Below are 11,469 nucleotides of genomic sequence, written 5' to 3' on the forward strand. Positions count from 1 at the left end.
AATTGCTTTTGGGGGGTACCCCGGTTTATTGCATCCTGCAGTTATAAACCAATGGCAAAATTCCTTTTCAGAAAAAAACAATCTGTTGCAGATGATCGGCAATTGCAGGAAGAGCTTGTAAATAAATATTTTGACGAGCTCGATCTCCGCGGCGCACAAAACGAAACCGGCGATGACGTGGAATTTAACGCGGATAGGGTGTACGGCAGAATCAATGCCGCATTAGATTATGCAGAGAAGAAAACTGCAGGCAGGTCAAAAAAATGGATGGTTGCCGCCTCAATTATTGCCGGTTTTTGTATTTCGGTAACTGCAGCCTATTATTACCGTTATGCCCTGCTTGATCGTTTTGATCCTATTGCCAGTAAACAATTGGTTGCCGCAAACGGGCAAACCGTAAACTTTACCCTTGCCGATGGTACCAAAATATGGCTGAATGCAGGCAGCAAGCTTACCTATCCGGAAACTTTTCGTGGCGAAAAGCGCGAGATCAGGCTGGAGGGGGAGGCCTTTCTGGATGTTGCCCATGATCCGGCCAAAGCTTTCATTATACATACCGGTAAGGTACGCACCCAGGTATTGGGCACCAGTTTCAACATTAAAGCTTACGCTAACGAAAGCTTTATTAAGGTTGATGTTTTAAGCGGAAAGGTAGGCGTGGTTACCCCTGCCGGTAAGACCAAAAGCACTACTACATTTTTAACCCCTGCCGAAGAGGTTGTTTTTGATAAAGACAAGCTATCAATAGTTAAGAATAAACAGGTTGATGTAAGCGTATTGAGCCGTTGGAAAGACGGTGAACTTATGTTTAAAAATATGGCACTGCCCGAAGTGCTGAATGCCATCAACCGCCACTTTAATGTAACGGTTAAAGCCGATGTTAACCTGGCAAGATGCTCCATCACAGCCAATTTTACCAATGTATCGCTCGAAAATATCATGAAGATCATATCGAAACTGGTAAAGGGGAAAGCTATCCAGAAGGGTACTGTTTACCAGCTTAAAGGCCGCGGTTGTTAACGTTAAACCAATTAATACAAAGAGATATACCAATTATTAGTTAACCTAAATAACAAGCTATGATAACATAATTACAATAAAAAACCCTGCTCAAAAAAGGCTTTTGACAGGGTTAAACTAAAATGCCGGGTTATTAATTAGTGCAGCGTTTAGAGGTCCAATTCAGAACGAAGCACTTGAATTTCAAACACTTTAATTTTCTCAAATCTATGAATATATCTCTATTTTCAAATGGAGTAATTCGTCATGTATTAATATTAATGAAAATTACCTCGCTTGCCTGCTTTGTGGTTTGCCTGATGTGCTTTACGGCTGTGGCAAACAACTCGTTCGGCCAAAAATTTCTGGAGGTATCGGTTACGCTCAAATTAAAAAATACCAAACTAACCGATGCGCTGGAAAAGATCTCGAACCAAAAGCATATCAAATTTGCCTATGCCGATAATGTACTTAAATCTACCTATGTTGTAAGCCTTAAGGTTAAAGACAAAAGTATAAAAGAAGTACTCGACCAGGTTTTAACTCCCTTTAATCTCAGCTACAAGATCATTGACGACGTTATTGTTATTGATGAAAAGCCAGAGATTGAAAGCAGCACCGGAGGCATACAGCAAGGCCCCAGGCAACCTATCAAAATCAAGGGTAAGGTTACCGACGAAAATAACCTCCCCATCCCGGGGGCCAGTGTCCGCGTTAAAGGCACAACGATAGGCACCGTAACCGATCTTAACGGTAATTACACCATCGATGCACCCGATGCGGATGGTACATTGGTTTTCAACTTTATTGGCTATACACCAAAGGAAATTGCCATTAGCAATGAAACTACACTGAATGTGCAGATGGTGCCCGAGCGTACGTCACTTAATGAGGTGGTAGTAGTGGGTTACGGTACACAACGCCGTGCAAATTTAATAGGTGCGGTTGACCAGGTAAGCGCTAAAGCTATCGAATCAAAGCCATCGGTTAATCTTACACAGGCTTTACAAGGAACATCGCCTAACCTTATTATACAACAAACCAGTTCGGAGCCGGGCGCTTATGCTACTGTTAATATACGTGGTGTAAGCACGCTGAATGATAACTCGCCATTGGTGGTTATTGATGGTATCACCGGCGGCGATATCAATTTATTGAACCCACAGGATATCGAAAGTGTTTCGGTACTGAAAGACGCGGGTTCGGCTGCTATTTATGGTTCGCGTTCGGCTAACGGTGTTATTTTGGTTACCACCAAAAAAGGTAAAAACAATTCGCGTACAACGGTGAGTTACAACGGTCAGGCCGGGATTCAAAGTCCGCATGTAGGTTACAAACCAGTGCACAGCTACGAAAATGCCATATTGCGTAACGAAGCCATGGTAAATGCCGGTTTGCAACCTATCTACAGCCCGCAGGATATCCGTAATTTTCAACAACAGGGCGATCAGCAGTGGTTTCTGGATGCCATTTTAAAAGATGCCTGGCTGCAAAGTCATAACCTGAGCCTTACCGGTGGTACGGCTACAACATCATTCCTGGTATCGGCAGGCGTTACAGATCAGCGCAGTAACCTTGTTGGTCCCGATTATGGTTTAAGGCGCTATAACTACCGTATGAACCTTACCAGTAACTATGGTAGGTTAAAATTAACCAGTATTTTGGCTTATTCCCGTTCCGAGATTCGTGAACACTCCTATAATACAGGTACACTGATAGTTGATGCCGGTCGTACGCCTACTTATTATAAAATTAAGGATGATCAGGGCCGCTACCTTACTAACGACGTGCTTACCGAGTTTAATCCCCTGGGGATTTTGGAGCAAGGCGGCTATCGTACCCATGATGATGATAACCTGTTGGGTAATTTAAATGCCGAGCTTTCTGTTACCAAAGATTTTAAACTGAAAGCGGTTTTCGGTGGCCGGCTATTGTCCGATCATCAGTTTACTCGTGTTAAGCAGGTTAACTTTTATCCGTCAGGAACTTACGGTGCAGACCGTAACACCAATGATGATAACAATAAAACCTTATTCACCAATACACAGCTATTGGCCGAGTTTGCCAAAACCTTCAATAAATCGCACAATGTTGATGTATTGGTAGGTGTGGCTAACGAGTCGACCACTGCCAAAGAGAATAGTATCCACCTTAAATATACCGATCCTGAATTGGGGACCCCGACTACCGGTACCATCATCGATCCGAGTTCGACAGCATCTAACAACGGTACTACCGAAACAAGCCTTAACTCATTATTCGGCAGGGCAAACTATTCGTACCAAAATAAATACTATGCCGAGTTTGATTTTCGTGTAGATGCTTCTTCAAAGTTTGCGCCTAATAATCGTGGTGCATTTTTCCCTTCGGTATCTGCGGGTTACAGACTTACCGACGAAAAGTTTATGGAAAATTACCGTACCAAGGTAGGCGATCTGAAATTGAGGGCTTCTTACGGTATTTTGGGTAACCAAAGCGTGAGCGATTATCAATATCTGCGTACTTATGGCCCATTCCAAAACGCATATGGTTTTAACAATGTGGGCGTAGGGGGAACTTCGATCAATTTTGCCAACCCCGATCTGCGCTGGGAGCGCGCGGCAACACTTAACATTGGTGCCGATGCTGGTTTCTTCAATAATACTTTAACACTCGCACTTGATTACTTTAGCAAAACCACCCGCGACATACTCCTGCCACCAATAGTGCCGGGAACGTTTGGTGCCGGCTTGCCAAGTTATAATGCCGGTAAAGTGGGTAACAGGGGCTGGGAGGTTACCGTTAATTATAACCTTATCACCCGCAACTTTAAGCATAGTTTCAGCTTTAACGTAGCCGACAGTAAAAATAAAGTAGAATACCTGGAGGGCGGCGATCAGCTAAAGAGCTATGATGAGATGCAGGTGATTAACCGGGTTGGTTTGCCTATCGGCTCATACGTTGGCCTAAAACGCGATGGTTATTTCCAAAACCTGGATGACATTAAAAATGGGCCAAAACCAACAGGTTTGACAGTATCACCCGGCGACAACCGCTATGTTGACGTAAATGGAGATGGCGTGATAGACGACAATGACAAGTTTGTTTTGGGTAATCCTTTCCCACGCCTGACTTTCGGTTTTACCTACAACGTTACATTTAAAGGGTTTGATTTTAACCTGTTTTTACAAGGCGTTGGCAAACGCAGCATGTTTGTTCGCGGCGAGCAGGTTGAACCCTTTCACGTAAACTACTCACAGGTTATTTACCAGCATGAGCTCGATTTCTGGACACCTCAAAACCCCGATGCCCGTTTCCCGCGTCTTGCAGCCAGCGGCAGCCAGTCAAACGAGAATAACTTCAGGCGAGGATCGGATATGTATCTTTTTGATGGCTCATATCTGCGTGTAAAGAACGTGCAATTGGGTTACTCGTTACCGGCTACATGGGCCAAGAAGTTAGGTATGCAAAAGCTTAGGGCCTACCTGTCTGCCCAAAATATACTGACTTTCTCGGGTATGAAGTTCATCGATCCGGAGTCGACCGAGTTTAATGGTAACCTGAATGCTGGAGGTGCAAACAGCGCGCGCGCCTATCCAACGCCAATTTATTACGGTTTTGGTTTAGATGTAACCCTTTAATACTATCCATCATGAAAAAATACTCAACATATAAAACAGCTTTTTTAGTGTTGGTGGCAAGTGTAGCAGCCTGTAAAAAGCTCGATCTGGCGCCAACCAATAAATTTACCGACAGCAATTTCTGGACTACTGCCGATAAAGCCAATGCCGTACTTAACACGGCTTATAACCAGATGTTCACCAACGATTATTTCTTTTATAACGAGGGCATGTCTGATAATGCCTATAATGGTCGTGGTGACAACCAGGGTGTAGCTTCACTGGCTGCCGGTACTTATGACCCTTCGCTTGGGCGTATCAAGCAGGAGTGGGGATATCACTACAGCGGCATAAAAACCAGCAACATCTTCCTCGAAAATATTGACAGGGTGACCGATATGGATGCTGCCTTGAAAACACGTATGAAAGCGGAAGCCCGTTTTTTACGCGCGTTCCACTATTTTATGCTCGAAACATGGTGGGGCGATGTGCCTTTGTTTGATCATGACATCAGCATTGACGAATCAAAAACAATTGCCCGTACACCTAAGGCACAGGTGGTTGATTTTGTTTTAAAGGAGCTTGACGCCGTTGCCAATGATCTGCCTGTTAACACCGCTTATAAAGATGCCGACAGGGGCCGCATTACAAAAGGTGCTGCTATAGCGCTTAAAGCGAGAGTATTGCTTTATGAAGGCCGCTGGCAGGATGTGGCTACCACCTGCGAAAAGTTGATGAACGACAACAGTAATGGCACTTACAGTCTGTTCTCATCGTACGAGGGTTTGTTTTTGCCTCAGAATGAATATAACAGCGAGGTGATCCTCGACCTGGAGTTTGTTCCGGATGTACGTACTTACAGCAACTTTTTTGATATGGCCCCGCTTGCCGTTGGTGCTCGTCTTAACGCGCTGGCCCCAACCCAGGAACTGGTTGACAGTTATCTGATGGCAAATGGTAAAAAGATCAGCGATTCCGGTTCGGGTTATGACGAAAACAATCCTTATGTAAACCGTGACCCAAGGCTTACCAATACCGTTGTTTACAATGGTTACAAGTGGAAAAAGCCCGACAATAGCGTTCAGGTAATCTATACTAAACCGGGCGATGATCCTGGAGCTACCAAACCGGATGAATATGCGCCGGGAAAGGTGAGTTCACCAACTGCTTATTATACCCGTAAATATTATGATCCGGCTTCGGCGGTTAACTTTCAGTCGGCTTTAAATCTCATCCTAATCCGTTATGCTGATGTACTGCTGATGTATGCTGAGGCCAAAAATGAGCTTAACCAGCTGGACGGTGGGGTATGGGATAAAACCATCAAGGCCCTCCGTACACGTGCCGGCTTTACCGATGCGCCTGCATTAAACTTTAATGCCGTAGGACAGGCAGGTTTACGTGACATTGTGCGCAACGAACGCCGCGTGGAATTGGCCATGGAAGGCTTACGCGTTTTTGATATCCGCCGCTGGCACACTGCCGAAACTGTGCTGAACGGTTGGGCACATGGCGCCAAATACGGCCCGGCTTCTGTTGATAACGGTTACATCAGGGCAAATCTGCGCTCGTTTGATAAAAGCAGGGGATACCTGTGGCCTATCCCGCGCGACGAACGCTCCGTTGATCCAAACCTGACTCAAAACCCAGGCTGGTAAATCATTAATTATTTATAAAAAAGACATTATAATCAATTACGATCATGAAAAATATTACATACTGCCTTATGGCAGGCATCATAGCCATTTTAGTAATTACAGGCTGTAAAAAAGATAAAACCCTTGAGCATACCAAAGTTTCTGCCGTTACAGATCTGTACACCCCGGCAAACAATAAATTCATTCAGCTGGAGCCGGTAACAGGTTCGGCTACTTTTGAATGGGCCGAAGCTCATGCCGAAGATAACGGCCTGGTATTGTATGAAGTTGCTTTTGACAAAGAAGGCGGCGATTTCTCAAAACCTATCTACACCATTCCTTCAGATGCTAACGGACTTTACAACAAACTTACCATCTCCTACAAAGATCTGAACAAGGTTGCTGACCTGGCGGGCATTCAGCCGCAAGCTACCGGTAAACTGAAATGGACAGTAATGTCGTCAAAAGGCATTAACGTAGTTAAGTCAAGCGCGTCAAGTATTATTGAAGTTCAGCGTGCAGCAGGCTTTACCGATATTCCTGCCGATTTATACCTAACCGGTTCAGCAACCGAAGGTGGTGAAGACCTGAGTAAAGCAGTCCACTTTAAACAAACCGCTGCCGGTGTATTTGAAGCCTGGACATCATTAAAAGTGGGTACTTATCACTTTGCCGAGCGTAATACCGGCACACCTGCTACTTATTCTATCGATGGCACAAAACTGTTAAAAGATGGCAGCACTACAGTTACCGGTGCTACCAAGGTTGAGCGTATTGTGGTAGATTTTACTTCGGCGTCGGCAGCTGTAAGCGAGGTTACCGAGGTTGGTTTATGGTTTGCTGCCGATAACAAAGTTTGGTTCCCGCTGCCGTATAAAGCAGGTGGTAAATGGGAAATTGACAACGCTTCAATCGTGTTCCACCAGGAGTCATGGGGCCGCGATGAGCGTTATAAATTCCGCTTTACGTTTAAGGATGCGGCGGGTAACAGTTCTACCCAGTTTTACGGCAGCAAAAACTCAGATAACAGTCGCCCGGATGCCAATACCGCCAAATCATTCTGGTACATGGTACCGGTTAACGATGCGCAGTATGACTTCTGCTTCAAGTTTACCGGGGCGGCTGATAACCACAACGCCGATATCGTAGTTGATTTTAGCGCCGATGCGGCGGCCTATACTCACACTGTTACTGTTAAATAATTAATGATCAGCACCTGCCGCCTTAAATGGTGGCAGGTTTACCATAAATCATATTTTATGAAAAATAAAGTATTCAGAAATTTAGCTGCCATTGCTTTGGCAGGAGGCATGATCACAAGCTTTTCATCGTGCTTAAAAGATAAACCTTTCCCTTTGTACGGCAACAAAGCCTCGGCAAAGGTGGAATATAAGTATGCCGAAACAGCCGATTCCTTACAGGAAAAAACATATACCACCTTTATATCAGGAAACGGCAATTATTTTGTAGCTGATAACGCGGGTAGCACCACTTTTAACTATTGGCCAAACGCTCATACGCTTGATATTTTCACCGATGCCTATCTGCGCAGCAAAAATGATATCTACAAGCAAAGGATGAGTTCGCTTTTGGCGGGTATTAAAACAACCAACGGCGGTTTATCAAACAATTTTTATGACGATATGGAGTGGTTGTCGCTGGCTACCCTGAGGGCTTACAGTGCAACCAACGATGCCGCTTATTTAACAGCGGCACATACCTTATGGACAGATATCAAAACCGGTGAAAACAACAACCAGGGTGGAGGTATTGCCTGGCGTAAAAATCAGTTAGATTATAAAAATACGCCTGCAAATGCCCCTGCTATCATCTTCGCCGCCCGCTTATACGCTTTGGAGAAGAATGAAGCAGACCTCGTGACAGCAAAAAGACTGTATACCTGGTTAAAGAAAACGCTGCTTGATCCGTCAGGTATTATATGGGATGGTATCAATGCCAATGGCGACGGCCAGATCAGCAAGTGGAAGTTCACCTATAACCAGGGCGTTTTCATAGGCGCGGCGCTTGAACTTTACCATGTTACCAAAGATGCCACCTATCTTACCGATGCTGTAAACACCGCCAACGCCACAATTAACGATACTGATATTTCGCCGGGTGGTATTCTGAAATCAGAAGGTCAGGGTGATGGTGGTTTGTTTAAAGGCATCCTGATAAGGTATCTTACCTTGCTGGCCCTCGACGCAGATGTTTCAGACGCCGATAAAACCAAGTTTATCAGCTTCCTGAAGTTCAACGCCGAAACCCTGTACACCCAGGGCATCGACCGCCCATCGCTTATGATCAGTCCGGATTGGAAAAAGAAACCATCAGAAACAACAGATCTTACCACCCAGCTAAGCGGTGTAATGATGGTTGAAGCCGCCGCAACTTTAAAAGCGGCAGGGAAGTTGTAACAGGGCCTAAATTTATATGTCATTGCGAGGAGGAACGACGAAGCAATCTCGTAGCTATGCAGATCGGACATGCATTGGCTACGAGATTGCCGCGCTGCGCTCGCAATGACATATTTTTAAATCCTTACCCAAACAAATTATTGGTAAACTCCAGCTTTATCCTTGTTTGAAAATTATCAATCGTTTTAAAGATCTCCTTTAGGGCAACTTTTTCAATTTTTGTGAGCTTATCGGGATCTATGTAGTTGTCGGGCTCGGTGCGGTCCTGGATAATTTGGGAGGCCTGGTTGCGAAGGCGCAGGCTCATTAAAAAGTAGTACGACTGCATAAGTTCCTGAACTTCTTTCTCGGTAAATACTTCTTTTTCCTTTAGGGCTTTCAATCGCTCACCGGTATTAACTTCAAAAACGCGGTGGCGCAGGGCATACATCCGTACCAGGTCGACAATAGGAGTCATCGACTTTTTAATGTCGAAAACCTCTTGGCTGCCTTTGGTGAATGTTTTTATATTCTTGAAAAAGGTAAGCGGCGGTTCATATTGCAGTGCGTTCTTAGCCATATGGAAAAAGATCTTCCCGAGGGGTTTTTGCAGTTCTTCATCCAAAAACTCTTTTAGCTCGTCCATAATGCTGGCTTCACCATACAGGTACCGGCAGTCAAAAAAGGTAGAGAACTGGATCACCGTTTCGGGTACAGCCTCGGTCATCCAACTTTCGTAATTACGTTTCCAGTGCGAAAGCGAATGTGTCCATTTAGGATTTTGGGCCATGTAGCCACCGGTACAAAAACTAAATCCTATATGATCAAGCTTTTCGGATACTTGCTGTGCAAAGCTCAGGAAATATTCACGCACCTCTTCGCGGTGCTCATTGGCTTTATCTTCGTAAATAATGGCGTTATCCTGGTCGGTTTTAAAGGTTTGCTCTTTACGGCCTTCGCTGCCAAGCACCATAAAAACAAATTTAGCAGGCGGTAGGCCCATGACCTCAATAACGCTTTCAATTACTTTTATGGCAATGGTATCGGCAATGGTGGTGATTACCTGGTTCACAATTTCGGCATTTACGCCGCGGCCAAGTAGCTGCGTAACCATCTGTGGTACCGATTCCCATTTACGTTTAAGCTCCTGAACAGATATAGCCTGCTTAACCGATTGAATAAATACCAATGGTGATTGTGCCTGCTCGGCCAGTAATTTATTCCTGCTGATACTGCCTACAAATTCATCTCCATTTTTAATGAGCAAATACCTTGTTTTGGTACGAAACATCATCAAAATAGCCTCATATACATAAGCATTGGTGCTGATGCAAACGATAGGGTTATCCATGATATTACCAACAGATTGGGCGGTGTTGGCCTGTTTAGAAACCACATTATCGCGAAGGGTGATATCAGTTACATAGCCTACAATTTTGCTTTGCTCATCGCGGATAAAAATGCAGCTTACCTTGTGTTTGGCCATTAAGCGGGCAGTTTCATAAACCGGGGTGCTTTGCGGGCAGGAAACTATCTCTCGGTATTCGATGCTTTCTATTTTACGCGAGTACATTTGTTCTGAAGCTATATAGCTTTCTTCAAAAGTTGCCGGTCGCTTATAAAAATGGGCAAACTCATCATTAAGCATGCGCTTGCCAAAATCAGCGGTAAAATATTGTACAAATTCTTCGTAGGCTTTGCATAACGACCGAAAGTCCTTACGGTGCAAAAAGAAAACAGTAGTTCCCTTCTTGGCAATCACCGTTCGGATAGATTGTTTGCGGTTAAGCAACACCGAAATGCCACCATAACAATAGCCCGGATGATGATGCTCCAGCAGGCGCTTGTTTTGTTGAGTATCGTAAAAAAAGGATTCGTATTCGCCCTCGGCAATAATATCTACGCCGCGCATTTTGGTTACTTCCTGCTGGTAAATAACCGTGTCTTTACTGTAACGGATCTCCTGCAGCTGGTCGGCAATTTCTTCCAGTACCTCGGCGGGGAGCAGGTTAAAAGGGGATACTTTGCTTAAAAAATCAAGACGTTGAACCATATAACCAAAAAGCTATGATGATGATCAAAATTAAAACGATGGCTGCGGGTAAAAGGTATTTTTTTTCGGAACGGATTTTTTGCAGGTAAACCTCCTGGTGCTGTATACTGTCGTCGGTAATGTCGCCGCGTTTCAGCATCTCAAAAAAGCATTCGGCAGTGGCTTCCGCGTCTTCAAGGGCGTTGTGCTGCCTGTCTAAGGTTTTGTTAAACAGTACCTCGTACAACTGGTTTAACCTTAGGTATTTGGCTTTGGGATTTTGCACCCATTTGGTAGTTGCCAGCATGGTGCAAAAGGTTTTTAAATTTTGAAGCGGATTGATGATACCTGTACGATAAAACTCTACACCGGCAACATTTAGGTCAAGCTCAATGAAATGACCTATCACCAGTGGCTCATATTGGAGCAAATCATTGGCCAGCAGGGTCATAACATCCTTGCGCCACTCGCCATGCTCAACCAAATATTCCTGAGTTAAACCGTGAACTGCATGTGCTTTGGGGCTTATGATGAAGTCGTTGTCTTTAATATAATGATCTTCGCGCTTCAGTTCCTGCATATCTTTGGTGTAAACTATCCATGACACCTGCAGCGCATAAGGCCAGTTGTCGTTATCACAGTAGGGCAGGTCCCACTTTTTGGGAAGGCCGGAAGTTTCGGTATCTATGAATAAAAGGTAATCTTGCACATGCTAAATTTATGAATTTATTTGAATGATGGTAGCCACATGGCTTTTGTAACCGATTTGTGAGGCATCTTTTTTAAAAAATACCGCTATTTTAGCC

At 44.5% G+C, this 11,469-nt stretch carries 7 protein-coding genes; 5 read left to right on the forward strand and 2 right to left on the reverse strand.

Annotated elements, in window-relative coordinates; all coding sequences use genetic code 11:
* Positions 1-51 precede the first annotated feature (51 nt).
* The 5 genes from DEO27_RS04700 to DEO27_RS04720 all read left to right on the forward strand — a co-directional run bounded on the left by DEO27_RS04700 (position 52) and on the right by DEO27_RS04720 (position 8,652).
* Positions 52-1,020 (forward strand): FecR family protein, encoded by a 969-nt coding sequence (locus DEO27_RS04700; protein WP_112576034.1) that lies wholly within the window; start codon positions 52-54, stop codon positions 1,018-1,020.
* A gap of 260 nt (positions 1,021-1,280) precedes the next feature.
* A complete protein-coding gene (locus DEO27_RS04705) occupies positions 1,281-4,619 on the forward strand; it encodes a TonB-dependent receptor (protein ID WP_190295325.1) in 3,339 nt (1,112 codons plus the stop codon).
* A gap of 11 nt (positions 4,620-4,630) precedes the next feature.
* Positions 4,631-6,256, forward strand: a complete 1,626-nt coding sequence (locus DEO27_RS04710) for a RagB/SusD family nutrient uptake outer membrane protein (RefSeq protein ID WP_112576036.1) — start codon at positions 4,631-4,633, stop codon at positions 6,254-6,256.
* 44 nt (positions 6,257-6,300) lie between these two features.
* Positions 6,301-7,437: a SusE domain-containing protein gene (locus tag DEO27_RS04715; protein ID WP_112576037.1), complete on the forward strand. Its 1,137-nt coding sequence runs from the start codon at positions 6,301-6,303 to the stop codon at positions 7,435-7,437.
* A 57-nt stretch (positions 7,438-7,494) separates the two neighbouring features.
* Positions 7,495-8,652, forward strand: a complete 1,158-nt coding sequence (locus tag DEO27_RS04720; protein ID WP_190295326.1) for a glycoside hydrolase family 76 protein — start codon at positions 7,495-7,497, stop codon at positions 8,650-8,652.
* A gap of 124 nt (positions 8,653-8,776) precedes the next feature.
* On the opposite strand, the gene DEO27_RS04725 is transcribed toward DEO27_RS04720, so the two are convergent.
* Both DEO27_RS04725 and DEO27_RS04730 read right to left on the reverse strand, forming a co-directional pair.
* Positions 8,777-10,684, reverse strand: coding sequence for a DUF294 nucleotidyltransferase-like domain-containing protein (locus DEO27_RS04725; protein WP_112576039.1), 1,908 nt, complete (start codon positions 10,682-10,684; stop codon positions 8,777-8,779).
* Entirely contained in the window at positions 10,668-11,372 is a 705-nt protein-coding gene (locus DEO27_RS04730; protein WP_112576040.1) for a 3'-5' exonuclease, read from the reverse strand. Before DEO27_RS04730 ends, DEO27_RS04725 begins: the two co-directional genes overlap by 17 nt.
* Positions 11,373-11,469 lie beyond the last annotated feature (97 nt).

Origin of the sequence: Mucilaginibacter rubeus (genome assembly GCF_003286415.2) — a bacterium.
In the GTDB taxonomy this organism is placed as follows: domain Bacteria; phylum Bacteroidota; class Bacteroidia; order Sphingobacteriales; family Sphingobacteriaceae; genus Mucilaginibacter; species Mucilaginibacter rubeus_A.

Coding starts and splice junctions, on each gene's coding strand:
- DEO27_RS04700 (WP_112576034.1), top strand. CDS start 52: ATGGCAAAATTCCTTTTCAGAAAAAAACAATCTGTTGCAGATGATCGG.
- DEO27_RS04705 (WP_190295325.1), top strand. CDS start 1,281: ATGAAAATTACCTCGCTTGCCTGCTTTGTGGTTTGCCTGATGTGCTTT.
- DEO27_RS04710 (WP_112576036.1), top strand. CDS start 4,631: ATGAAAAAATACTCAACATATAAAACAGCTTTTTTAGTGTTGGTGGCA.
- DEO27_RS04715 (WP_112576037.1), top strand. CDS start 6,301: ATGAAAAATATTACATACTGCCTTATGGCAGGCATCATAGCCATTTTA.
- DEO27_RS04720 (WP_190295326.1), top strand. CDS start 7,495: ATGAAAAATAAAGTATTCAGAAATTTAGCTGCCATTGCTTTGGCAGGA.
- DEO27_RS04725 (WP_112576039.1), bottom strand. CDS start 10,684: ATGGTTCAACGTCTTGATTTTTTAAGCAAAGTATCCCCTTTTAACCTG.